The following is a 24,116-nucleotide window of genomic DNA, read 5'->3' on the forward strand; positions in this document are numbered from 1 at the left end:
GACGGCCTGTATGCGCAGTCTCCTGGTCACGCTCAACGCCATGATGAAAACGGGGCAGCGCTGGGCTGCCCCGTCCCTCACCACCGCTTGACTTTCAACACAGCTACTGAGGGGTTCCTCCGCCCTCAGTACCCAGTGATTAGCGCCCCGAGCTATCCGGCAGCACCTCACCACCGCGCCGCCCTCGCGGCCCCATCGGTCCGTTCGGGCCCATCATCCCCGGGCCCATTGGCGGGCCCTGCCGGAAGCCCTGCGGGCCACCCATCTGGCCCGGCGGGCCCATCGCGCCGCGACGGCCGGGGCCGAAGCCCTGCCCCTGGCGCATGCCGCGACCCATGCCCTGGCGGCCACCGGGGCCGCGACCGCGGCCCATGCCGCGCTCACCGCGAGCCTGACGGAAGTTGTCGAGCTTGGTCTTCTGCGCCGGCGTCAGGACCGCACGGACCTCCTGCATCGCCTTCAGGCGACCGATCGCTTCGTCGGTGCGGAGCTTGTTCATCTTCTCGAGCGCGGTACGCGCCGCGGTGAGATTGCCGTCGCCCTGCATGGCATCCATGAGATCAGCCTGCGCCCGCAGACGATCCGATTGTGCCGACTTGGGACGGGGGGCGCTCTGGAGCGCCTCGAGCTTCTTCACCTGGTCGTCGGTGAGTTCGAGCTGCTGACGGAGGCCAAGGATACGACCCGCCGGCGAACCGCCGAGCCCGCCAGGACCGCCGCCGAAGCGATCACCACGGGGACCACCCGGGCCCATGCCGGGAGCGCCATCCGGGCCGGGAGCCGGCTGCGCGGCCTGCGCGTTCGGTGCAGGCGCCGGTCGGCGCGGGGCACCGGGGCGCTGGGCGTGAGCGACCGTCGCGGCCGACAATCCAACGGCCGCGGCAAGAACGAGTGTCGTAGGTAGGCTGCGCATGAGGGATGTTCCTCCGTATGGGTGTCAGCGGTCGCCACCAAGGCGCCCACTCGCCGCATTGGACGACAACCAGAACCGGACGTTAAGACTGGGGGTATCGGAATCGCGCACCCCAACACTTGGCACCCTGAACGCGTCCACGATACGTCCCCCTGAACGGGGGATGTGCATACGGTCCGCTCGTGTAGTTCGCCGTCGTCCCTTCGTCCCGTTCCCGCCGAGACTTCGTGGGCTCCTGGTTCGACCTCGTTACGACCTGGCTCTTCAAGTACCCGCCGCGGGCGTTTGCTCGCGGCGATCTGGTCGTAGCCCCAGTCGTCCCACTCACGCTGTTGGGCGCGGCGGCGGCGGTGATCGCCGTGATCGTGCTGGTGCAGCATGCGCGGTTGCGCACGGTACGCGTGGTGGATCGCGCCGTGTTGGCGCTGCTGCGCGTTGGGATCGCCGCCCTCGTCCTTGCGTGCCTGCTGCGTCCGGGGTTGGTGATCGCGGCCGCGGTGCCGCAGCGCAACGTGTTGGCCGTGCTGTTCGATGACTCCCGCAGCATGCGCATCCGTGATGCCGCCGGTGGTGCGGCCGACACGACGCGCCTCGCGGCCATGCAGCGGGCGTTCACCGATACCACGTCGCTGATCAAGGCGCTCAGTGCCCGCTTCGCAGTGCGACGGTTTCGCTTTGCCGCCGATGGTGCGCCCGTTTCAAACGTGGGCGAACTCGCCGGCGGCGGGACGCGCTCCGATCTCGCGCAGGCGCTCGCAAGCGTTCGCGAAGATCTGAATGGCCTGCCGCTCGCCGGCGTGGTGCTGGTCTCCGACGGCGCCGACAATGGCGGCAGCAACCTCGACGACGCACTGCTCGCTCTGCGCGCGCGGCGCGTCCCCGTCTATACCGTTGGCGTTGGCAGCGAGCGCTTTGCGCGCGATGTGGCCGTCGAGCGCGTGCAGGCGCCGCGACAAACACTCCGTGGCGCGAGCACCGTGGTCGAAGCCGACGTGCGCATTCGTGGCGCCGGCTCGGCCGACGTGCCAGTCACGGTTGAGGCGGATGGCAAGGTGGTGGCCACCGAATCGGTGAAGCCCGCCGCCAAGGGCGATCTCGTGACGGTGCGACTGCGCGTTCCGCCACTGGACCCCGGCGTGCATCGGCTGGCTGTGCGTGCGCGCCCGCTGGCCAACGAGCTCGACACCGAGAACAACGAATGGCAGACGAGCCTCGACGTCCGCGCGGGGCCCGATCGCATCCTCTATGTCGAGGGCGAGCCGCGCCCCGAGTTTCCGTTTCTGCGCCGCGCCATGGCAAGCGACAGCGCCGTGCAGGTGGTGGGGCTGATGCGCAGCGCCGAAAAGAAATACCTGCGCCTTGGCGTGCGTGACAGTCTCGAACTGCTCGGGGGCTTTCCGACCACACGCGACGAGCTCTTTCAGTACCGCGGACTGATCCTCGGCAGCATCGAAGCGGGCTTCTTCACCACCGATCAGCTGCGCATGCTCGCGGAGTTCGTGAGTGTGCGAGGCGGCGGGCTGCTCGCCCTGGGCGGTCGCGCCGCCTTGTCGGAAGGCGGATATGCCGGGACGCCGCTCGCTGATGTCCTCCCGCTGACGATCTCCGCTGGCAAGGTGAACGAAGATGGCCCCGCCACGCCGGTCAAGGTGCGCCCCACGCGCACCGGCGAATCGCATCCGGCGTTGCAGCTGCGCGAAACGCTCGCGGCGTCGGCGAAGCGGTGGGATTCGCTGCCCCCGCTGACCACCGTCAACAATCTGGGCGCCCTGCGCGCGGGTGCGACCATGCTGCTCGCCGGCACCGTGGAGAACGGGCGCAGCGATGTGCCCATCCTCGCGTGGCAACGCTATGGGCGCGGCATGAGCGCCGTGTTCGGCGTACAGGACTCGTGGCTCTGGCGCATGGATACCTCCATCCCCGTGGAGGACGTCACGCATCAGACCTTGTGGCGTCAGCTCTCGCGCTGGCTGGTGGATGACGTGCCGGTGCCGTTTGAACTGACCGCGAATCCGTCGCGCGTCGCCCCCGGTGAACCGATCACGATTCGCGCCCACGTGAGCACGCCGCTCTATGTGGATGTCAACGATGCGACGGTGACGGCGACGATCACGGCCCCGACCGGGCAGACCACCACCGTGCCGCTGGAATGGGCACTGCGCGATGACGGCAGCTATTCGGCGCGATTCACCCCTACGGACACCGGGCGCTTCACCATCGAAGCCGTCGCGCAGCGCGGCAAGGATTCGGTGCAGACGGCGCAGACGTCCTTGCTGGTGGATGAGCGCGGCGCCGATGTCGCGCAGGCGGAGCTTCGCCCGGCCCTGCTCAAGCGCATCGCCGACGAAACGGGCGGCCGTTACTACCCGTTGGCCGAGGCCGGCAAGCTGGCCGACGATGCGATCTACACCAACGCCGGCGTGACCGTGCGTGAGGCGAAGGACCTGTGGGATATGCCGGCGGTGCTGCTCGCGCTGCTCCTGTTGCTGGGGGCGGAGTGGGGATACCGGCGGTGGAGAGGGTTGGCATGAGATCGCATGTCAGGAGGCAGGGGGGAGGGGGGAGGGGGAAGTGGGTGTACCAGCTGGTGCTGGCGCTCGCGGCCATGCTGGTTGCGCCGGCGAGTGCGTGGGCGCAGCGGACGCATGTGCTCGTCGTGGCCGGTTTGTCGGGCGCGCCGGAGTTTCGCACGCGCTTTGATGCGGCGGTGGACGCGGTACGCGGCGCGGCGAAGGCGCGGTGGCGGGTGGGCGACTCGAGCCTCGTCGTGCTGGGCGAAGACTCGGTGAAGTCGGCCCGTTACGACGGCCGCTCCACCAAGGAGAACATTGGCGCGGCCTTCGTGCGCTTCTCGAAGGTGGTGAAGCCCGGCGATGTGCTGCTCGTGATCCTGATGGGGCAAGGCAGCGGCGAGGGGCCGCAGTCCAAGGTGAATCTCCCCGGCCCCGACGCCACCGCAGCCGAGTACGCCGCGTGGCTGGCGCCGTTCGCGCCGCAGCAGGTGGTGTTCGTCAACACGGCGCCTGGCAGCGGCGACTTCGTCCCGGTCCTCGCCGGTCAGGGCCGGGTCGTGATGACCGCCACGCGGACGGCGCTCGAGAAGAATGAGAGCGAGTTCCTGCGGTACTTCGCCGATGCGCTCAAGAGTGACGATGCCGATGCCGACAAGGACGGACGCCTCTCGGTGCTCGAAGCGTTCCGCTATGCGCGCGCCGAAGTCGCGAAGAGCTACGAGAAGACCAACCGGATGCTCACCGAGCATGCCGTCCTGAGCGACTCGCTTGTGGCCGGCCGCATCACCTTTGGCCGTAGCGCGACGGTCGACAATCCGAAGGTCGCGGCACTCATCGCGGAACGGCAGGCATTGGAGTCGCAGGTCGCGGCGCTGCGCGCGAAGAAGGCCACGATGGACGCGGCGGCGTACGAAGCAGAGCTCGAGCGACTGCTGCTCGCCATCGCCGAGAAAACGGCGGCGATCAAGGCCGCCGGCGGTGGCGCATGATGCGGCGACTCTCCACCCTGCTGCTGGTGGCGGCGCCAGCGCTCGCCTGTGCGCAGGAGCCGCGCGCGGCCGGTCCGGATCGCTTTGCCGCCGACATCGCCGCCGCCGAGCGGGCGATGCTGCGGGGTGATCGCGCCATGGCGACCCAACAGGCGCGACGCATCGCCAGCGCCTATGAAGGGAGCGCCACCGTGAACACCCGCGAGGCGGTGTCTGCGGGACGCGCATACGTGCTGCTCGGCACCGGCGACGCGAATGCCGTGCGCTCGGCGTTGCGGGCCTTCGACCGCGCCACCGCGCTCGACTCGAGCAATCTCGAGGCGCAGCGACGCGCCGGCGATCTGTTCCTCGACAAGTACAACGCCCCCGATGCGCGGGCGAGCTACGAGCTGGTGCTCAGGCGCGCGCCGAACGATCCGGACGCGCTGCTGGGGCTGGCCCGCGTGGAGGAGTTCGAGGGCAAGCCCACCGCCATGGCGACGGCGCGCAAGAGTCTCGCGGCACGCCCCAACCACGCCGCGGCCCTCGCGTTCACCGCGCGCCTGTTTCTGGAAGCGGAAGCGTTCGACTCGGCGCGGGGGTACGCCCTCAAGGCCGCCGAGGCGGACTCGCTCAGCCTGGATGGGTGGGCCATGCTGGGTGCCACGGCGTTCGTATCGGGCGACTCCGCGACCTATCGCCGCGCGCTGCGGGCGAGCGCCGCCGTGCAGCCACAGCCGACGGCGTTCTTTACGGAATTGGCCGACGCCGCCGTGCGGCAGCGTCGCTATGCCGAAGCGGTGAAGCTGGCGCAGCAGGCGGTGCGCTACGACTCGCTCAATGTGCGGGCGCTTGGTGTGCTCGGCACCAATCAGCTGCGCACCGGGCAACTCGCCGAGGGGCGTGCGGCCCTCGACCGCGCCTTTGCGCTCGACGCCTTCAACCTCTGGCACAAGAACTCGCTGGATCTGCTCGACAAAATGCAGGGGTTCCAGACCATCCGGCAGGGACGCTTCGAGCTGGTGGCACCGCCCGAGGAGGCGCCGCTGCTGGCGCTCTATCTCATGCCGCTGCTTGAGCAGGCATACGATTCCCTGCAGCTACGCTACGGGTTCGCGCCCCCCACCCCCGTGCGACTCGAGTTCTTCCGGCAGCACGCCGACTTCTCGGTGCGCACGCTGGGGCTGACCGGACTGGGTGCGCTGGGCGTGAGCTTCGGCAGCTTTCTGGCGCTCGATGCGCCGAGCGCGCGCGATCGCGGCACGTTCAACTGGGGGAGCACGAGCTGGCACGAGCTCACCCATGCGTTCACGCTGGGCGCATCGGCGCATCGCGTGCCGCGCTGGATTTCCGAGGGGCTCTCGGTACTGGAGGAGCGCCGCGCGAACACCGGCTGGGGGGCGCGTGCCTCCCTTGGCTGGCTGGTGGCCATGAACGAAGGCAAGGTGCGGCGGATCAGCGAACTCAACGACGGGTTCCTGCGCCCACGAACGGCCGACGAAACGCAGAACAGCTACTTCCAGGCATCGATGTTCTGCGAGTGGGTCGAGCGCACCAAGGGGCCCAAGGCGATGCCGGCCATGCTCGTGGCCTATCGCGACGGCCTCGATACGCCGGGCGCGTTTCAGAAAGTACTGGGGCTGACGCCGGCGCAGGTGGACGCGCAGTTCGACGCGTGGATCCGCCAGCGGTATGCGGCCGATCTGGCGAGCGCGCAGGGGCTCACCGCCAAGGACAGCACCGGCGGTCGCTTCATGCGCGTCATGCGAGCCGCCGTCGCCGTGATGGATGCCGCGCCTGACTCGGCGCGCAAGCTGCTCGAAGAAGCGCGCACCCTCATGCCGGAGTACGCCGGGGATGATGGTCCGTCGTGGTACCTGGCGCGCCTGGCCCTGGCGCGACGCGACACGACCATGGCACTGCAGTTCGTCGCCGTGGTGACAGGTCGCGATGAGACGGCGTGGGACGCGAATCTCCTTGAAGCCAACCTGCGCGAGGCGCGCGGTGACCGGGCCGGTGCGATCGCGGCGCTGGAGCGGCTCAACTGGATGTGGCCCTACGACATCGCGCTGCATGTGCGCACCGCGACGCTCGCCAGTGCCACCGGAGACAAGGCCAAGGCGGTGCGGGAGCGGCGGGCGGTCATTGCGGCCCGCCCCACCGACCTGCTGGACGCGCGCTACGAGCTGGCCCGCGCCCTCGCGGCCGCGGGCGATACCGCCGCGGCCCGTCGGGAGCTCCTGCAGGTGTTGGAGGAAGCACCAAGCTTCGAAAGGGCCCAGGCCCTGCTGCTGGAGCTGCGCAAGGGAGGCCACGAATGACGCGCGCGTGGTGGTTGCGCCTGCTGGTGACGAGCGCGCTGACGATGTTGACCGCCACGCCGGCGGTGGCGCAGCGAGGCGGTGGGCGCGGGCGTGGCATCACCATCGAGCCGAACGTGCCGTATGATGGCCGGCTGACGTGGGTGCGCATTCGGTACGACATGGGCGACAACGGCGGCTTCGGCTTCCGTGGCGCGCCGCCCTGGACGCACGACTATCCGCGCGGCGAACGGCACTTCATGAAGATCATCAGCGAGCTCTCCACGACGCGCACCCGCACGTTGGAGAGCAATATCCTCACGCTCGATGATCCGCAGCTGGGCAAGTTCCCCATCGCGCTGATGGCCGAGCCCGGTTTCTGGCGCCCGAGTGATGCCGAAGTGCTCGGCCTCCGGAACTACCTGCTCAAGGGCGGCTTCATCATCTACGACGACTTCACGCCGCGGGACTGGCTCAACCTCACGGCGCAGATGTCCAAGGTGTTCCCATCGTTGCGCCCGGTGCTGATGACGGTGGACCATCCGATCTTCGATGCGTTCTATCGCATCAAGTCGCTGAATTACCAGCATCCGTATTACGGCGGTGCGTCATCGTGGTACGGATGGTTTGAAGACAACGATCCCAGCAAGCGGCTGCTGGCAATCGCCGACTACAACAACGACATCTCCGAGTACTGGGAGTTCTCGGACACGGGGATGTTTCCGATCGACCTGTCGAACGACGCGTACAAGATCGGCGTGAATTACGTCATCTACGCGCTCACCCGCCGTTGAGCACCCTTTCCCCCTCCGCCGAGGCTCCGCGTGACTGCACCTGCCGTTGATCTGGACCGACTCGACGACGCCGCCCTGGCCGATCGCCTGCAGGGCGCCGGCCAGCGCATTGCCAGCGAACTCCGCAAGGTGATCGTGGGCCAGGATCTGGTTGTCGAACAGGCGCTCATTGCGCTCTTTGCCGGCGGCAACTGTCTGCTGGTGGGTGTGCCGGGCCTCGCCAAGACGCTCCTGATCTCGACGCTCGCGCGGGCCCTCGATCTCAAGTTCTCGCGCATCCAGTTCACGCCCGATCTCATGCCGAGCGATGTGACCGGCACCGACGTGATTCAGGATGATCCGGCCACCGGTCAGCGACGGCTCGCCTTCATGCCCGGCCCGGTATTCGCCAACGTGCTGCTCGCGGACGAGATCAACCGCACGCCGCCCAAGACGCAGGCCGCCCTGCTCGAAGCCATGCAGGAACGCCGCGTGACGGTGCAAGGGCGCACGTACGAACTGGACAAACCGTTCTTCGTGTTCGCCACGCAGAACCCCATCGAGCTGGAGGGCACCTACCCTCTCCCCGAAGCGCAGCTCGACCGCTTCATGCTCGAGGTGATGCTGGACTATCTCCCCGAGGAGGATGAAGTCGCGGTGGTGAAGGCGACCACCGCGCTGCCGCCCGAAGCCGTGCAGCCGGCGGTGAGCAAGGAGGAGATTCTCGCCTATCAGCGCGTGGTGCGTCGCCTCCCGATCGCCGATGCGGTCGTGCGCTACGCCGTGGCGCTGGTACGCGCGTCGCGCCCGGGCCCCGGTTCGCCGGACTATGTGAAGCAGTGGGTGAGCTACGGCGCCTCAGTGCGCGCGGCGCAGGCGCTCGTGCTGGGCGCGAAGGCGCGGGCGCTCCTGCAGGGGCGCGCCAGCGCCAGCTTCGACGATGTCAAGGCGCTCGCGCGGCCGGTGCTGCGGCATCGTGTACTCGTGAACTTCCAGGCGCAGTCGGAGAAGGTGACCACTGATGCGCTGGTCGCCAAGCTGCTCGACTCCGTGGCCGTGCCCCGTTCCTCGCTCTGAGTCCATTCGTGGCCGTCGCCCCCGCTGCCTTCCTCGATCCGGCCCTGCTGGCCAAGCTCTCCGACCTCGCGCTCCTGGCGCGCACGGTCGTGGATGGCTTCATGCATGGGCAGCATCGGTCGTTGCGCAAAGGTTCGTCGCTCGACTTTGCCGAGCATCGCTCGTATCAGCCGGGTGATGACCTGCGGCGCATCGACTGGCGCGTGTACGGCCGCACCGATCGATTCTACATCAAGGAGTACGACGCCGACACCAATGCGAGTGTCCTCTTCGCGCTGGACACGTCGGGCTCCATGGATTTCGGCAGCGGCGCGGTGACCAAGTTCGCCTATGGCCGCATGCTGACGGCGTCGCTCGCCTGGCTCTCACAGAGTCAGGGGGACCGCGTGGGGCTCGCCACGTTCACGCAGGATCTGCAGGAGGTCATCCCGCCCAGCGTGCGGCATCTGCAGCGCATGCTGCATGCGCTGGCCACCACGACGCCCGGGGGCACGAGCCAACTCATCACCAGCATCGAGAAGATCGGCCTGCTCAATGCGCGGGCGGGCATTCTGGTGCTCGTGACCGACTGCTACGAGCGCCCCGAGCTGATCGGGCGCGCCGTGGACTCGCTGCGCATGCAGGGACACGACGTGATCGTCTTTCAGCTGGTCGATCCCGCGGAGCGCGACCTGCCCGGCGACGAAGACACCACGTACGAAGACGCCGAGACGGGCCACCTGCTGCCGCTCAAGCCCGGGGACCTGCGCAAGAAGTATCAGGCGCTCGTCGAGGAGCACCTGACCACGCTGCAAAGCCGACTGGTCGCGGCGGGCGCCGATTACGTGCGCCTGTTTACGAATGAGCCGCTCGATCGGGCGCTGCACGCCTACCTCGACGCGCGCCTGTCGCGCAGCCGGGTGCGCTGATGGGAGGCCAATAATGGGTCTCGGCTTCCTCGTTCCCGCGTTGCTCGCCGGGCTCGGCGCGCTGCTGGTGCCGGTACTGCTGCACCTTCGGCACAAGGATCGCGACCGACCAGTGCGTTTCCCGAGTCTGATGTTCCTCGAGAAGCTCCCGATTCGTACCGAGCGCCGGCAGCGGATCAGCGACTGGCCGCTGCTGTTGCTGCGGGCGCTGCTGCTCACCCTGCTCGTGCTGGCCTTTGCGCGTCCGGTGCTCACCTCGCGGAACACCATCACCGGCGACACGCGCACGCGGGCCGTGGTCGTGCTCGTGGATCGCTCGCTCAGCATGGGCTACGACGGTGTCTTCCCGCGGGCACTCGATTCGGCACAGGCGGTGATTCAGCGACTTGATGCCGGCGATCGGGTCGCGGTGGTGGCCTACGACGATGCCGCGGACGTGCTGCAGCGGCTGACGACCGACAAGGCGGCGGCGCAGGGCGCCCTCGCGCGCCTGGCGCCCGTGCGTCGCGGCACGCGCCTCGCCCCAGCACTGCGGGTGGCACGGCAGCTGCTGCTGGATGCGCCCTTTGCAGCCGCCGAGATCGTGGTCATCTCCGATCTGCAGCGGGCGTCGGCGCAGGGGATCGCGGGGGTCGAACTGCCTGCGGGCGTTTCGGTGCGAGGCGTCGCCGTCGGCGCGCCCACCTGGGTCAACAGCGCGGTGCGCACCGTGGAAGCCAAGCGTGTGCAGCAAGGCGACCGTTCGATGCTGGCGGTGAAGGCGCGGGTGCAGAGCCACGGCCTCACGGCCCCCCGCACGGTAGACGCGTCACTCGTGGTGAATGGCCGCGAGGCGGGGTCGCAGCGCGCCACGCTCTCCACGACCGGCGAGTCGGTGGTGACCTTCGCTCCGGTGCCGGCACCCGACGGCGCGGTGAGTGTTCGCGTGGCGCTGCCGGCCGACGCGTTGGCGGCCGACGATTCCATGGTCGCCGTGGTGCCGCGTGACGACGCGCTGCGCGTGGCGCTGGTGGCGCCCGAGGGCGGTGAGACGATGTTCGCCGAGCGGGCGCTGGCTATCGGTCAGGCGCCGGCGGTGGTGGTGGAACGCGCGTCGAATGCCCCGGCGAGCAGCGACGCGCTCGCGCGCACGGGTGTGGTGATGTTCTGGGATGTCGCGCCCGCACCGAGCGCCGCGCTCGAGGCGTGGCTGGCGAAAGGTGGCGGCGTGGTCGTGGTCGCTGGCCCGCGGCTGGCCGCCCGCCGCGGCGACCTGCCCGCGTACCTGCCGGTGAAGGCAGGTGGCCTCGCCGATCGCGTGAGTGATCGCGGCGGCGCGCTGCGCGAACTGCGCCTCGATCATCCGCTGTTCGCGCCCTTCCGGGATGTACCCGAGGCGCTGCGCGCCGTGCGGGTGTGGCGCTACGCGCGTCTCGACGCCAAGCCGAGCGCCGAGGTGCTCGCGCGGTTCGACGATGGCGCCCCGGCGCTGCTGGAGCAGCGCGTGGGCAATGGACGCGCGGTAACGATCACCGTACCGCTCGACAACGCGGGCGGTGACTTCCCGCTGCAGCCCACGTTTCTGCCCTTCCTGCGGCAACTGATGCTGCATGTCTCGGGACGCGATGCGACGCCGCTCTGGCACCTGACCGGCGAGTCGTGGATTGTTCCGACGACCATTCCGGAGGCCGTCGTGCAAACGCCCACCGGGCAGCTCGTGCGCCCGCAGGCCGATTCCACCGGCAATGCCGTCGCGCTGAGCGATGGTGGGCTGTACACCGCCTATCGCGAACGGGTGACTGGCGAGCCGGCGGCGATGCTGGCGGTGAACGTGGCCGCCAACGAATCCGAACTCACGCCGATCGACACCACCGAGCTGTTGCTTGGCGTGCGCACGGCGACTGTGGTGGACAGTGCCAAAGCCACGGGCGCGCCGGAAACGCCGGAAGAGCTCGAACGCCGTCAGAATCCGTGGCGGCTGCTGCTGATCGTGGCCGCGGTCGTGCTGCTGCTCGAAACGATTCTCGCTACGACGGGGCGGCGCGGTGTGGCGCGCCGACCGGTCGCGAATGCGTCTGCTGGTCCGTCTGCCACCGCTCGCGCGGAGGAGCGCTGATGAGTCCCGATCGGCTGTTGCTTACGACGTTGGCCCAGCTGCGCCGTCAGTGGCGCCTGCGCCTTGCCCTTGAATCGCTCGTCTGGATTGCGGTGGCGGTCGTGCTCGCCGTGGGCGCCACGCTGGCGATTCTGGCGCTGCTGCCTGGCGATACGCGCGCCCCCATGATGGCGCGGGGGGTCGGCTATCTGCTGATCCTGGGAGCCATCGTGCGCGGTCTGGTGGTCCCCCTCCTGCGACGCAGCAGCGATGAGCGATTCGCGCTCTATGTGGAGGAGCGTGCACCGGAGCTGCGGCAGGCCCTGCTGGCCGCGGTGCAGGAGGCCCACGTGCCGATGCGCGAGCGCCCGTCGCCGTCGCTGTCGGACCGGGTCATGGCGCGCGCCGCCGCCGCCATTGCGCCGCTCCCCAAGGGGGCGCGCCTGGAACGCTCGCGCATGCAGCGCGCCGTGCAGGCGTTCGCCGCCGTCGCCGGCGTCGCGGTCGTCGCGCTCGTGTTCGGGCCGGCCTGGGTGCGCGATGGGGCGCGTCTGCTTTTCGTGCCGTACGGGACGGCACAGGCGGCCACGCCAGTGCGCGCGCTGGCCATCGAGCCGGGCAATGCGAAGGTGCCGCGGGGCGGGGCGATTGAAGTGCACGCGGGGCTCGTGGGCTTCGCGGCGGATGGCGCCGAACTCGTCTTCCGCGCCGACAGCGCCGGCGAGTGGCAGCGGCTCCCGATGGCGCCCGATGCCGACAGCACGCGCTTCCGCTCGCGGCTGTTCGATATCGTGCAACCCACCGAGTACTACGTGGAAGCCGCAGATGTGCGCTCGCCGGTGTATCGACTGACCGTCACCGACCTGCCCGCGGTCTCGCATGTGTCGCTGGTGCTGCGGTTCCCGGCGTACAGTGGCCTCCCCAGCGAAACCATCGACGACGGCGGTGATGTGGCCGCGGTGGTGGGCACCACGGTGCAGGTGCGCGCGCGCGTCACGCGCGAGGTGCAGTCGGGCGCGCTGCGCTTTGACAATGGTACCGTGGTCAAGATGACGCGCGAAAGCGACAGCACCGTGGTGGGGTCGTTCCGCGTGAACACGAGTGGCTTCTACCACGTCGATCTCGTGACGCTCGACGGGACGACCGTGGCCGGTCAGGTGGAGTACGTGGTCGACGCGATCCCCGACCGGGCACCGCTGGTGCGCATTGAGGAACCCGGACGCGACGAGAAGGTGTCGAACACCGACGAAGTCACCATCGCCATTCGGGCGAGCGATGACCTCGGGGTAACGCGCATGATGCTGCACTATCGCGCGAACGGCGGCGAAGAGAAGTCGGTGGTGATCACCGACAGCACCTCGAAGCGCCCGCGTGATGCGCGCGGCGCGTACACGCTGTTCCTCGAGGAGCTGGGGCTGCAGCCCGGCGATCTCGTGGCGTATTACGCCGATGCCAAGGACGGCGGCGGACACACCGGCACGAGTGATGTCTACTTCCTCGAGGTGCGTCCGTTCGGCAAGAACTACAAGCAGTCGGACACGCGCCAGCAGCAGGGCGGTGGCGGCGGCGGCCAGCAGCAGGATTCACCGGACGGCTTCACGGCGCGCCAGAAGGAGGTGGTGGCCGGCACCTTCAACTGGCAGCGCGACAGCGCCGCGGCGACCGACAAGAAGCGCCGCGAAGACATGACCACGCTGGCGATCGCCGAGGGGAAGCTCAAGGCCGACGTCGCGCAGCTGGTCCAGCGGCTCACCGAACGCGGTGTGGCGCAGCAGGACACGATGTTCGCCAAGATCCGCGACGAACTGGCGCAGGCGGTGAAGGAGTTGCAGGGCGCCGAAGAGCAGCTCGGGCGCGTGCGCGGCAGCGATGCGTTGCCGCCCGAGCAGCGTGCACTCCAGCGCCTGCAGCGCGCGGAGGCGATGTACCGCGATGTGCAGGTCCAGATGGGGGGCGGCGGGGGTGGTGGCGGCGGCGGTCAGCAGCGCGCCGAAGATCTGGCCGATCTCTTCGAGCTCCAGACCGACAAGCAGCGCAATCAGTACGAGACCGTCCAGCAACAGCAGAGCGGTGGCGGCGGCGCGCAGCAGGAGGTCGATGAATCGCTGCAGCGGCTCCGGCAGTTGGCGCAGCGGCAGCAGCAGGAGAACGAGCGCATGCAGCGCATGGCCGACGCCATGCGTCAGCGCCTCGCGCAGGATGGCGGGCAGCAGGCGGGCGGTGGCGGCGGGGCCGGTGGAGCGGCGGGTGGTCGCCAGGGCCAGCAGGGCGCACAGGGCAGCCAGAATGCGCAGAACAACAGCACCAGCGGGCAGCAGCGCGAATTGGCGCGCCAGGCCGAGGAGGAAGCCCGTCGACTGGAGCGACTCTCCCGCGAGCAGAACAATCCGGAGCTGGCGACGGCGGCGCAGCGACTGCAGCAGGCGGCGGACAACATGCGGCGCGCGGCCAGTGGCTCGCAGTCGCAGGCGGGCGCGGCACTCGAGGAGCTGAACCGCGCGACGCGCAGCCTCGAGGGGCAGCGCACGCAGGAGACCTCGCGCGGCGTGCAGCAGCTCGCCGACCGGGCCCGCGATCTGGAGGCGCGCCAGAAGGAGATCGCCGAGGGCGTGCAACGGGCGCAGGGCGCAACCGGGTCGCAGCGCAATGAGCAGCTCCGCCAGCTGGAGCAGCAGAAGACCGATCTGACGCGGGATGTGCGCAAGCTCGAGTCGGATGCCGACCGCTTGTCACGCGACGCGCGTCGTGAGCAGCCGAAGGCGGCGGGCAAGATTGCCGAGGCGGCCGATGCGATTCGCGACGCGCGGCTCCCCGACAAGATCGAGTTCTCGAAGCAGGTCGCCCGTGGCGGCTCGGAAGAGTATGCGCGCGCGTTCGAAGGGCAGATCAGCGAGAACTTGCGCGATGTGTCGGAGCGGTTGCGGTCGGCGAGTGGCTCACTCGAAAGCGAGCCGGCGAATCGCCGCGCGGAGCGCACCGCCGAGCGCACGCGAGATCTGGTGGAGGGGATGCAGCAGTTGCGGGAGCGGGTGGCGGCGGCGCAGGGGCAGGCGGGACAGGCGGGACAGGCGGGACAGCAGGGGGGGCCTGAGGCCGGACAACCACGAGGGGCGGGACAACAGGGACAACCGCGCGCGGGACAGCAGGGACAGCAGGGGCAGCAGGGGCAGCAGGGGCAGCAGGGGCAGCAGGGGCAGCAGGGGCAGCAGGGGCAGCAGGGGCAGCAGGGACAGCAGGGACAGCAGGGGCAGCAGGGGCAGCAGGGGCAGCAGGGACAGCAGGGACAGCGGGGGCAGCAGGGGCAGCAGGGGCAGCAGGGGCAGCAGGGGCAGCAGGGGCAGCCGGGCGGTCAGCGCGGTGGGAATGGCGCGCCGATGGGGGGCAACATGGGTGGGGCGCCGCGGATGGGCGGGGTGCCGCGCGATGGCACCCCGAACTTCGGTGAGATGGCGCCGGGGACCCCGGGGGGTCGCCTGGATCCATCCAATGCCGCGCAGTTCGGCCGCGAGATGCGGATGCGCCGCGAGAATGCCGAGCAGCTGCGGCAGGAGGCGGCGCGCGAGGGGCTCGACACCGGTGACCTGGATCGGGCGATCGAGGCGATGCGGCAGTTCGAGAGCGGGCGTGTGTTCACCGATCCGAAGGCGCTCGCACAGCTGGAGTCGCAGGTCCTCGAGCGGCTCAAGGATTTCGAGTTCACCATGCTGCGGGCGTCCGGGCTGGGCGGCGAAGGGCGGCCGGCCGCGGGCGCGCGGGCGGCGGTGCCAGCCGAGTATCGCGCGATGGTGGAGGAGTACTACCGGCAGCTCGCGCGCAAGAAGCCCTGAGCGGCGCCGCGCCCATTCACGCCCCGGCCCACTCGCCTCACTGTGAGGGAGTGGGCCGGTGTCGTAACGGTTCTGATATCATCTGGCCAGAATCACGACTCAAGTGTGGGACCAGCAGCGCCGAGGCTTTTGGGCAGAGCGATGTGGCCCCCGATGCAGGTGGCGGCCGCTTGGAAGTACACGGCCACAGCAATGCCTCTCGTCACAACTACCCGAATGGTGGCACCCTTTCTCGACCGGTTCACGGCCGAGGAACTGGATGCCCTTCCCTATGGCATCGTGCAGCTCGACGCCATGGGCACCGTCCGCTCTTTCAATACAGCGGAAGCGGACAATGCCGGCTGCACGTCCCGCCCGATCGGGCAGAACTACTTTCTCGACGTCTATCCCAGCGCCAACGCCCCCGAGTTCTACGGGCGCTTCCTGGAAGCCATCGACGAGCGGGCGCTCGACGACACGTTCCTGTTCACGTACTCGTGCATGCATCCGCCGCGGCGCGTGCAGGTCCGCATGTACTACTGCGTGCGAACGGCCTCGACGTGGATTTTCACGGCGCAGCCCGATGGCACGCCGTTGATGCGCCTCCCGGAACCGGCACCGAGCGCCGCGTCCGTCCCGGAGTGACGCGCTAGCGCGAGAACGTGGCCAGCGTGCTCGCGCTGTTCTGGTTCGTCAGCGTCCGCGCATCCGCGGAGATCATGAACGTATAGACCGCGGGCGTCTTCGATTCACCCGTGCCATCCCACGACGTGGTGACGCTGGTCGTCCCATCCACGGTGCCGGCGATCTTCAGGCCGCCACCGGTGCTCAGCGCACCCGTCCGCACCGTGCCATCCGCGTAGTAGTACTGCGCGTATCCCTGCGCGTTGCCCTTCACGGTGGCATTGGTCTGCTGCAACGTCATGACGTACCACCGGTCCATCCACCCGCCCGGGGTGACGCCGTCCGACCACGGATAGCGCGTGCGGTTCGACGTGAAGCTGCCATTGAGATTGGCGACACCGACGGGCACCGGATCCGTCTTGAACGCGGGTGCCACGAGATCGGTGACCGGCGACGAGGTGCAGGCGCCGAGGGCGAGCGTGGACAGCACGAGCACAACCGTGAAGGAACGACGCATGGGAGAGTCCTGGCGAAGGGGAACGTGCGTTCGCGCGTGAACGCCACTCCGGGTTGGCAATCGCAGTGCCAAGCCCGCCACCGCCCGCAGGGCATACTCAAGCCGCTCCGTCTCAACGACTTAGGGCGCACCTCCCGCCGCCCATCGACGCGTCACCGCTGTCCGATCGGCGCGTCGCCTCTCACGTTTCGTATCAGGTCGCCAATCACCGATCGCGCGCTAATGCGGCCCGGCGCTCCCCATCGACGGCTGGACCACGCCGCGCAACCAGTCGAGCCGGAGCTCCACCCAGCCGCCGACCTGCACATACAGCACGCGCACGGTGTGGCGCCCGCCGGCGAGGGTCGCATACGCCGGCGCGGTCTCGTGCGGCGTGAAGTGATCGATCACCAGCTGATCATCGACCCACACGCGCACGGCGTCATCGCTCAGCGTCCGTAGCGTGTACCGCCCGGGCGCCAGCGTGACCGTAGCCGTGGCCTCCATGGCCATCTTCGCCGCGGGGATCTCCCGGTCGCGTGGCCGTGACCAGAACCAGTCGAGGCGCGGCGCGGTGCGCACCGCCACCGGCGGGCGCGTCAGCAACGCGGCGAAGGCGTCGGCATGCGTGAACGGATCCGCGCTGTCGCCATAGGCAAAGATCCGCTGCGTCCACACCTGGCGCGGCTCGAAGCGCTCGTACGAAAACCGCACGCCGGATGCGGTCATGAGTTCGACGCGCCAATCGCCGGCGCTATCGGGGTGCGGCGTGACGGCCAGCGTATCCCCCACGCGTCCGTGACGCTGAGAGAGCCTCGCGACGCCGCGCTGCGCCGTCACGCGCCACCGGCCCGGCGGGCCGAGCGTGCGCAACCGCAGCGTCGAGGCGCGCGTGCTGTCGAGGGGCCACAGCTTGGGGTCGCGCCAGTCGTACGGGCCCCACTCATCCACCACGATCGCGTCGCGCGGCTTCTCGGCGAGCGGGACCTCGGGCCACCGCCGCGGCTCGCTGTCGATCCGCGCGACCCGCCACCACGCGGTCGTAGGGACGTTGCGCGCCGGATCGCACGCCTCGCTCGTATCCGCCACGACGTTCCGGCTCGTGTCGAGCGCCGACGTGTTGGCGATCCGCCACCGTTCCGGGACACGGGCGAAGCGATTCTCCACCACACGCCAGTCGCGACTCCGCGTATCACGATGCTTTGGATACCCCCAGTCGCTCGGCTCGATGGAATCCGCCCAGAGACGAATCCCCAGCGTGTCGCCGAGGAAGCGATTGCCGCCGATGAGGTTGTCCTGCCCGTGTTCGATGGCGATGGCGATACGGTTGTGCGCAAAGCAGTTGCCCACCACGCGCGAGCTGAAGCTGTAGCCGCCCCACAGCCCATGCGTGCTCCCGGCCACGCGATTGCCGATGAACTGATTGCGACTGAACGTGGCCTCCATGCCATTGGTCGGCGCGAAGGAGAAGTCATTCATCAGGAACAGGTTGTCGTTGGAGCCGCCCTGCCCCGAGTCCATCGTCTGCTGACCGGCCCAGAGAAAGAGCCCGTCGCCGCTGTGGGTCATGCTGTTGTAGGCGACGACGTTGTGTTGGCACTGCTCGAACATGAGCAACGCCGCCGAGTCCTGGCCGCGCTGATAGAACCCGGTACTGGACCCACGCACATTGAAGTCGGCACGATTGTGCACAATGACGTGCCAGCTGCTCCGGTACATCCCAATCCCGAGACCGGAGTTAAATGAAAAATCGTTGTCGCGAATGGAGAGCGAATCACTGTGCGTGAGCAACAGGCCGTTCATGCTCTGCCGCACGGTATTGCGCCGCAGTGCGCCACCGACCACATGATCGAGGTACAGCCCGGCCCCGAACCGCTTCCACTCGCCGCTCTCGTTCTTGTGGTACGAGAGCCAGTCGTTGAGGCTCTCGTGCTCCACCACACTGAAGAGGCGGGGCTTCCAGCTGTAGCTCAGAGTGTTGTCATCCAGGTGCAGCGTGCGCACACCGCGCGCATGGATACCGAACCGATACCCGCGCGCCGTCAGGCCGCGCACGGTGATGCGTTCGCCTCCATCGATGAACAACGCCGTGCCCTGCGCCGCGTCGGGCGCACTCGCCGGAGGAGTGCCGATCAGCGTGACGCCGCGCAGGTCCACCGTGATGCCCGACCCACGAATGATGAGCAGCGCGGAGTCCGGGTTGGCGCTCGCCCGCCACCGATACGTGCCCGGCGCGATGCGCACCGAGCGCGTGATGACGAGCCCCGGCGTGGGACGCACCATGGGCAGCGATTGCGCGAACGCGGGGACTGCCGCGCCGAGCAGGAGCCCGCCCAGGCCCAGCCATCGCGTCAGATCCATCGGCGCACCTGCGCACAGTATGCCGCGTACGTCTCGGGGTGGCGGGCCTGCAGATGTCGCTCCTCGCGCGCGATGACGAACCGCTGCATCGCCAGCAGCATGAACGGGAGCAGGACGAGCGTCCACCCGCTGCCGATCAGCAGCGCGATGCCGGCGGTGACCAGCGCCATGCCGTGGTACATCGGATTCCGGGAGAGGCGGTAGACGCCCTGCGCCACCACGAGCGTGGCGGGCTTGTTGGGGTAGATCGCCGTGCGGCGACGGGCGAATGTCAGGATGCCCGTCAGGTCGAGCGCGGCCCCCATCGTGATCAGCGCCCCGCCAATCAGGCCGACTCCGCGCAACGCCGGCAGCGACAGACCGGGCAGCCCCAGCCGTGGTGCCCATCGCTCGACCAGCAGCGCCAACCCCACGCCCGCCACGAAGATCAGCGGCGGGGGAAAGGGCACGGCAGGCCCCCGATCTAGGGGCGACGGCGCGTCGGCGTGTCTCATCGCCAGAGATTGCACCGCGCGCCGCCGCTTGGCCAAGGGCGACGCGCCGGTCTTTTCGGTAGCTTTCCGGTATTCGTCGAGCCCGCCCGCATCCGAGACCTTCCGTGCGCCTGACTTTCCCTGCCCTGCCCCGGCTGCTTGGTGCGGCCGCTCTCCTCGCCGTCTTCACGTCGACCGCGGCCGCCCAACGACGCCCCGGCGTCGGCATGGGCTTCTACACGTATACCGGGCTCCTCGCCGGCGATGTGGAGCTGGGACAGGTCACCGGTACCACGGCGTACGCCGAGGGGCCCAACGTGACGCTCTCCGGGGTCGTCACGGCGCCGTTGATGAAGCTGCGCAAAAAGGCGGTGATCGTGGGGCTTCGCGGGACGGCAATCAGTGTCGGCAACAACGGCTGCCTCATCGTCCCGCCGTCGAACGAGTGCCAGGATCGTCGATTCACCGAACGCGTCACCTTGCTCACCGGCATGGCGTGGGACATCCGCGAGTCCCTCCTCCGCGTGACGGCCGGCCCCGCGCTCTACACGGTGGAGAAGGACGGCGCGCGCTTCGGCACGCAGGTGCGCGTCGATTACGCCCGACCGCGCCAGGGAAGCCGCATGCCAACGCTGTTCCTCTCGCGCAGCTTCCTCGGCAGCCAGCGCGGCCGCGGCGTGGGCTTCACGACGATCGGCCTCGGTCTACGCACCGCCAAGAAGCAGTGACCATGGACCGTCGCCTTTTTCTTTCCGACCTCACGCGCTACGCCGCCCTGTGCGCCGTGGTGCCCAATGTCTGGCGCGTCACGGGGCGGCCGCGGTTTGCCGACAATCCATTCACGGTGGGCGTCGCGTCGGGGGATCCGACGCCCACCGGCGGGGTGCTGTGGACACGTCTCGCCCCACGCCCGTTCGAACCGGACGGCGGCATGGAGGGCACGCGTGTCGTCGTGACGTGGGAAGTGGCCGACGACGACGCCTTCACGAAGGTGGTGCAGAAGGGGCGCGCGACGGCGGCGCCGGAGCTGAGCTATAGCGTCCACGTGGACGTGACGGGGCTGCAGCCCGATCGCTGGTACTTCTACCGGTTCACCACCGGCGCCGGCGCGAACGCGGCCCAGAGCGCCGTGGGGCGCTTCCGCACGGCACCCGCCGATGGTGCGATGACGCCGCTCGCGCTCGCCTTCATGAGCTGCCAGCGCTACGACCAGGGACTGTTCACGGCGTTCGATCACCTGGCGAATGAGTCGCAGCTCGATCTCGCGGTGCACCTGGGCGACTACATCTACGAGTACGCGAGTCCCTCGACCGCGGTCCGCAAGCATCAGGGGCTCGAGATCCGCACGCTTGACGACTATCGCCGCCGGTATGCGCAGTACAAGACGGATCCCATGCTGCAGGCCGCGCATGTGCGCTGCCCGTGGCTCGTGATCTGGGACGACCACGAAGTGGACAACAACTATGCCGGCCTCACGGGCGAGAACGGCATGGAATCGGTGGAACAGATGCGCACCCGCCGCGCGGCGGCGTATCAGGCGTGGTGGGAGCATCAGCCGGTGCGCGTCCCACGCGCCCAATCGTGGGCGGACCTGACAATCACCCGCACGGTCAACTGGGGTGCGCTGGCGCGCTTCTGGATGCTCGACACGCGACAGTACCGCGACGCACAGGCCTGCGGCGGCGCGACGGCGCCGCTGTGTGACGACGCTCTCGACCCCAAGCGTGGGCTTCTCGGGGCGTCGCAGGAGAAGTGGCTGGTGGACGGCTTGGGGACGTCGAAGAGCCACTGGCAGGTGCTGGCCAATCAGGTGATGATGGCCCCGTACGACGCGGCCGCTTGCGCCGAGTATCGCGTGTCGATGGATCAGTGGAGCGGGTATCCGATCGCGCGCGACCGCCTGCTCGGCGAGATCGCGAAGCGCGCGCCCAATCGCACGGTGGTGATCACCGGCGACATTCACAGCAACTGGGTGAATGAACTCCACGCGGACTTCAAGCGTCCCGACCGCCCGGTGATCGGCGCCGAGTTCGTGGGCACGAGCATCGCGTCGGGGGGTGACGGCACGAATGTGCCGACGGCGCGTCTCGACGGCATGAAGCAGGAGAACCCGCACCTCAAGTGGTTCGAGAACCGCCGCGGCTATGTGCGGGCCCGCATCGACGAACGGGCGTGGACCGTGGACTACCGCAGCGTGCCGTTCGTGGAGAAACCCGGCGCGCCGATCGTCACGGCGAGCAGCTGGCGCGTGGAGCACGGCAAGCCGGGGATTCTCCTCGGCTGAGCCGCGCCCGGCCTACATCCGCGCTTCAGTCGGTACGATCGAGCTGAATTCGCGGGTGGGCATGCGCGCGCCACCGCGCAGCGCCGCGATCACGTCGTCCGCGCGATCGTCCTCGCAGCCCACACTCCGCAGCGCGTGATACGCCATCCCGAAGGCGAGCTCGCGTTCGCCCATGAGCGCCTTCTGCACCCCAAGCTGCTCGAAGAATTCCTGCTCGAGATCGGCGTGCGTACGCACGATGATGTCGATCTCGGGGTTCTTCGCCCGCGCGAGCTCGATGATGTGCCGCGCGTGATACGGATCCGGCGTCGCAATCACGAGCAGCTTCGCGAACTCGGGCTTGGCATGCTCGAGAATGCCCGGCCGCGTCGCGTCGCCAAAGATGGACGTGACGCCAAGCGTGCGCATGGCATCGACCACGCGGCGATCCTGATCGATGGCAATGAAGGGAATGCCGACCCGCTCGAACGCTTCGCCAATCGTGCGCCCCACGCGACCGTAGCCGATCAGGATCGCGTGATTGACCGGCGTCGCCATCCAGATATCGGTCGCGGCCATGCGCGGTGCCTTCTGTCGCTCCAACCGGTCGAGCAACCGCGGGTAGCGCGCGAGCCAGTCGGACAGCTTGTCGAGCAGCACGTACAGCGGCGTGTTGAACACGATGGTGCACATCGCCGCGGCCAGAATCAGGCTGCGCCCGTCTTCCGAGAGCACGCCGAGGGAGACGCCAAGGCCAGCCAGGATGAATGAGAACTCGCCGATCTGCCCGAGACTCGCGCCGAGGCGCAGGGCGGCGCCCAGTGGATGGCGCAGCCACACGAGCAGGAGCGCGGCCGCAACAGTATTGCCAAGCAGGATCACACCGACGGTGGTGGCGACCCGCAGCGGCTGCTCGAGCAGGATGCGCGGATCGATCAGCATGCCGGCCGACACGAAGAAGATCACCGCGAACGCATCCTGCATGGGGAGCGCGTCGGCGCCGGCGCGATAGCTGAGGTCCGACTCGCTGATCACCACACCGGCCACGAACGCCCCGAGGGCGAACGACACCCCAAAGAGCGAGGCGGCGCCCACCGCCACACCGAGCGACACCGCCAGCACGGCCAACGTGAACAGCTCGCGGGAACCGGTGCGCGCGACATGCGTCAACAGCCACGGCACGGCGCGCCGCCCCACGAGCGCCATGAGCGCAATGAACGCTGCCACCTTCACGATGGTGATGGTGACGACCTTTGCGAGGGCGAGCCCGCCGGCGCCGCTGCCGGCCACGCCGGTGGCACCGAGTGCCCCAAGCACGGCCGGGAGCAACACGAGCGCCACGACCACCACGAGATCTTCGACGACGAGCCAGCCGACCGCGATGTGCCCATCGAACGAATCGAGCAGGCCGCGATCCTCGAGCACGCGCAGCACCACCACGGTGGAGCCAACGCATAGCGAGAGGCCAAAGACGACGGCCGCGGGCGCGCTCCACCCCCACTGCATCGCGGTGAACATCGCCAGCGCAAAACCGAGCGTCATTTGCGCCACGGCACCGGGGATCGCCACCCGTCGCACCTTCTTGAGGTCGCCGGGCGAGAAGTGCAACCCGACACCGAACATCAGGAGGATGACGCCGACCTCCGCCAGCTGGCTGGCCATCTCCACATCGGCCACGAAGCCGGGCGAGTGGGGCCCGAGCGCGATCCCGGCCAACAGGTAGCCCACGAGCGGCGGCAGCTTGAGCTTCGTGGCCAGGAACCCGAAGACAAACGCGACACCGAACGCGCCGGCGATCGTGATGAGCAGGGGAGTGTGCGCCTCCATCCTTCTAAGCTACCACACCGCTATCCATCGGTCAGCTTGGCTCCGGATTTCGTGCACGTCAGCCGGCGCCGGTCCGCCTTGGGCCCGAAGTTGAGGAGCAGCCCCACCGACAGCCGGGTGACCTGCAGGTACCCGTACAACTGCTTCTCGTGGGCCGGGATGATGCGCTCCGCCGCCTTGAGTTCCACAACGACCTGCCCGTTCACGATCAGATCGGGGCGAATCTCCCCAATCCGGACGCCTCGGAAGTGGAGGGGATAGGGTACCTCCCGCCGCACGGTGAGGTGCCGATCGCCGAGGGCGATGACCATGGCCGCGGCGTAGACGGACTCGTGTTGCTCATAGGGGATCGCGTTGTAGACATCGTAGAAGGCCCCAATGATCTCGTGGGTCACCTCCTCAAACAGCATTGGCTCGCTCATGACCTCACTCCTTGCACGGGCCACGATGATAGTGGATCCGTGACGAGCCGGTCTCATCATTTCTACGCGAGCAGTGTGTTTCGGCCGCGGATGCACGGGACGCGTTGCCGGCGCGGATCTTGGGATTCCGGGGGATTGGGGGATAACTGAAACAGCATGAGGGATCAAACAGGATCATACGGATTTCGCGGATACCGCATGCTGTATCCCATAAATCCCGTTGATCCTCGAAATCCTTCCGGCTGTTTCTGTTATCCCGAGATCCGACGAGCCATCGAACGCGCCGGGCCGCTCGACGCAGCCGCCATCAACCGAATG

The 24,116-nt window shown here is 68.7% G+C and carries 17 protein-coding genes; 11 read left to right on the forward strand and 6 right to left on the reverse strand.

Annotated elements, in window-relative coordinates; genetic code table 11:
* Nucleotides 1–139 precede the first annotated feature (139 nt).
* Complete coding sequence (locus K2R93_16660) at nucleotides 140–913, reverse strand: Spy/CpxP family protein refolding chaperone (protein ID MBY0491470.1); 774 nt, start codon at nucleotides 911–913, stop codon at nucleotides 140–142.
* 227 nt (nucleotides 914–1,140) lie between these two features.
* Here K2R93_16660 and K2R93_16665 point away from each other — a divergent pair, with 227 nt between their 5' ends.
* From K2R93_16665 to K2R93_16705, 9 genes are all read left to right on the forward strand, one after another.
* The gene (locus tag K2R93_16665) at nucleotides 1,141–3,444 is read left to right on the forward strand and encodes a hypothetical protein (protein ID MBY0491471.1); all 2,304 of its coding nucleotides are present in this window, start codon (nucleotides 1,141–1,143) and stop codon (nucleotides 3,442–3,444) included.
* 44 nt (nucleotides 3,445–3,488) lie between these two features.
* Nucleotides 3,489–4,415 (forward strand): hypothetical protein, encoded by a 927-nt coding sequence (locus K2R93_16670; GenBank protein MBY0491472.1) that lies wholly within the window; start codon nucleotides 3,489–3,491, stop codon nucleotides 4,413–4,415.
* On the forward strand, nucleotides 4,412–6,715 hold the full coding sequence (locus K2R93_16675; protein ID MBY0491473.1) for a tetratricopeptide repeat protein: 2,304 nt from the start codon (nucleotides 4,412–4,414) through the stop codon (nucleotides 6,713–6,715). The genes K2R93_16670 and K2R93_16675 overlap by 4 nt, the downstream gene beginning before the upstream one ends.
* Nucleotides 6,712–7,488 (forward strand): DUF4159 domain-containing protein, encoded by a 777-nt coding sequence (locus K2R93_16680; GenBank protein ID MBY0491474.1) that lies wholly within the window; start codon nucleotides 6,712–6,714, stop codon nucleotides 7,486–7,488. The genes K2R93_16675 and K2R93_16680 overlap by 4 nt, the downstream gene beginning before the upstream one ends.
* A gap of 51 nt (nucleotides 7,489–7,539) precedes the next feature.
* Nucleotides 7,540–8,544, forward strand: a complete 1,005-nt coding sequence (locus tag K2R93_16685) for a MoxR family ATPase (GenBank protein ID MBY0491475.1) — start codon at nucleotides 7,540–7,542, stop codon at nucleotides 8,542–8,544.
* Nucleotides 8,545–8,552: 8 nt separating this feature from the next.
* Nucleotides 8,553–9,452, forward strand: a complete 900-nt coding sequence (locus K2R93_16690; protein ID MBY0491476.1) for a DUF58 domain-containing protein — start codon at nucleotides 8,553–8,555, stop codon at nucleotides 9,450–9,452.
* A gap of 13 nt (nucleotides 9,453–9,465) precedes the next feature.
* Nucleotides 9,466–11,547: a BatA domain-containing protein gene (locus K2R93_16695; protein MBY0491477.1), complete on the forward strand. Its 2,082-nt coding sequence runs from the start codon at nucleotides 9,466–9,468 to the stop codon at nucleotides 11,545–11,547.
* Nucleotides 11,547–15,353 (forward strand): hypothetical protein, encoded by a 3,807-nt coding sequence (locus K2R93_16700; GenBank protein ID MBY0491478.1) that lies wholly within the window; start codon nucleotides 11,547–11,549, stop codon nucleotides 15,351–15,353. Before K2R93_16695 ends, K2R93_16700 begins: the two co-directional genes overlap by 1 nt.
* A 216-nt stretch (nucleotides 15,354–15,569) precedes the next feature.
* Nucleotides 15,570–15,977 carry a hypothetical protein gene (locus K2R93_16705; GenBank protein MBY0491479.1) on the forward strand — a complete coding sequence of 136 codons (408 nt, stop codon included), beginning with the start codon at nucleotides 15,570–15,572 and terminating at the stop codon, nucleotides 15,975–15,977.
* A gap of 4 nt (nucleotides 15,978–15,981) precedes the next feature.
* On the opposite strand, the gene K2R93_16710 is transcribed toward K2R93_16705, so the two are convergent.
* The 3 genes from K2R93_16710 to K2R93_16720 form a co-directional block, all read right to left on the reverse strand.
* Nucleotides 15,982–16,473, reverse strand: coding sequence for a hypothetical protein (locus K2R93_16710; protein ID MBY0491480.1), 492 nt, complete (start codon nucleotides 16,471–16,473; stop codon nucleotides 15,982–15,984).
* Between the two features lie 219 nt (nucleotides 16,474–16,692).
* The gene (locus tag K2R93_16715; protein ID MBY0491481.1) at nucleotides 16,693–18,813 is read right to left on the reverse strand and encodes a right-handed parallel beta-helix repeat-containing protein; all 2,121 of its coding nucleotides are present in this window, start codon (nucleotides 18,811–18,813) and stop codon (nucleotides 16,693–16,695) included.
* Nucleotides 18,804–19,262, reverse strand: a complete 459-nt coding sequence (locus K2R93_16720) for an isoprenylcysteine carboxylmethyltransferase family protein (GenBank protein MBY0491482.1) — start codon at nucleotides 19,260–19,262, stop codon at nucleotides 18,804–18,806. Before K2R93_16720 ends, K2R93_16715 begins: the two co-directional genes overlap by 10 nt.
* A gap of 149 nt (nucleotides 19,263–19,411) precedes the next feature.
* Between K2R93_16720 and K2R93_16725 the strand changes: the two genes are divergently transcribed.
* Nucleotides 19,412–20,014 (forward strand): hypothetical protein, encoded by a 603-nt coding sequence (locus K2R93_16725; protein MBY0491483.1) that lies wholly within the window; start codon nucleotides 19,412–19,414, stop codon nucleotides 20,012–20,014.
* 2 nt (nucleotides 20,015–20,016) lie between these two features.
* Nucleotides 20,017–21,570: an alkaline phosphatase D family protein gene (locus K2R93_16730; protein ID MBY0491484.1), complete on the forward strand. Its 1,554-nt coding sequence runs from the start codon at nucleotides 20,017–20,019 to the stop codon at nucleotides 21,568–21,570.
* Nucleotides 21,571–21,582: 12 nt separating this feature from the next.
* Here K2R93_16730 and K2R93_16735 read toward each other — a convergent pair whose 3' ends face one another.
* Both K2R93_16735 and K2R93_16740 read right to left on the reverse strand, forming a co-directional pair.
* On the reverse strand, nucleotides 21,583–23,376 hold the full coding sequence (locus K2R93_16735) for a cation:proton antiporter (protein ID MBY0491485.1): 1,794 nt from the start codon (nucleotides 23,374–23,376) through the stop codon (nucleotides 21,583–21,585).
* A gap of 20 nt (nucleotides 23,377–23,396) precedes the next feature.
* Nucleotides 23,397–23,798, reverse strand: a complete 402-nt coding sequence (locus tag K2R93_16740) for a GxxExxY protein (protein ID MBY0491486.1) — start codon at nucleotides 23,796–23,798, stop codon at nucleotides 23,397–23,399.
* Nucleotides 23,799–24,116: the final 318 nt, after the last annotated feature.

The organism is Gemmatimonadaceae bacterium (assembly GCA_019752115.1).
Taxonomy (GTDB): Bacteria; Gemmatimonadota; Gemmatimonadetes; order Gemmatimonadales; family Gemmatimonadaceae; genus Gemmatimonas.

Coding starts and splice junctions, on each gene's coding strand:
- K2R93_16740 (MBY0491486.1), bottom strand. CDS start 23,798: ATGAGCGAGCCAATGCTGTTTGAGGAGGTGACCCACGAGATCATTGGG.
- K2R93_16680 (MBY0491474.1), top strand. CDS start 6,712: ATGACGCGCGCGTGGTGGTTGCGCCTGCTGGTGACGAGCGCGCTGACG.
- K2R93_16710 (MBY0491480.1), bottom strand. CDS start 16,473: ATGCGTCGTTCCTTCACGGTTGTGCTCGTGCTGTCCACGCTCGCCCTC.
- K2R93_16735 (MBY0491485.1), bottom strand. CDS start 23,376: ATGGAGGCGCACACTCCCCTGCTCATCACGATCGCCGGCGCGTTCGGT.
- K2R93_16705 (MBY0491479.1), top strand. CDS start 15,570: ATGGTGGCACCCTTTCTCGACCGGTTCACGGCCGAGGAACTGGATGCC.
- K2R93_16675 (MBY0491473.1), top strand. CDS start 4,412: ATGATGCGGCGACTCTCCACCCTGCTGCTGGTGGCGGCGCCAGCGCTC.
- K2R93_16730 (MBY0491484.1), top strand. CDS start 20,017: ATGGACCGTCGCCTTTTTCTTTCCGACCTCACGCGCTACGCCGCCCTG.
- K2R93_16660 (MBY0491470.1), bottom strand. CDS start 913: ATGCGCAGCCTACCTACGACACTCGTTCTTGCCGCGGCCGTTGGATTG.
- K2R93_16715 (MBY0491481.1), bottom strand. CDS start 18,813: ATGGATCTGACGCGATGGCTGGGCCTGGGCGGGCTCCTGCTCGGCGCG.
- K2R93_16695 (MBY0491477.1), top strand. CDS start 9,466: ATGGGTCTCGGCTTCCTCGTTCCCGCGTTGCTCGCCGGGCTCGGCGCG.
- K2R93_16700 (MBY0491478.1), top strand. CDS start 11,547: ATGAGTCCCGATCGGCTGTTGCTTACGACGTTGGCCCAGCTGCGCCGT.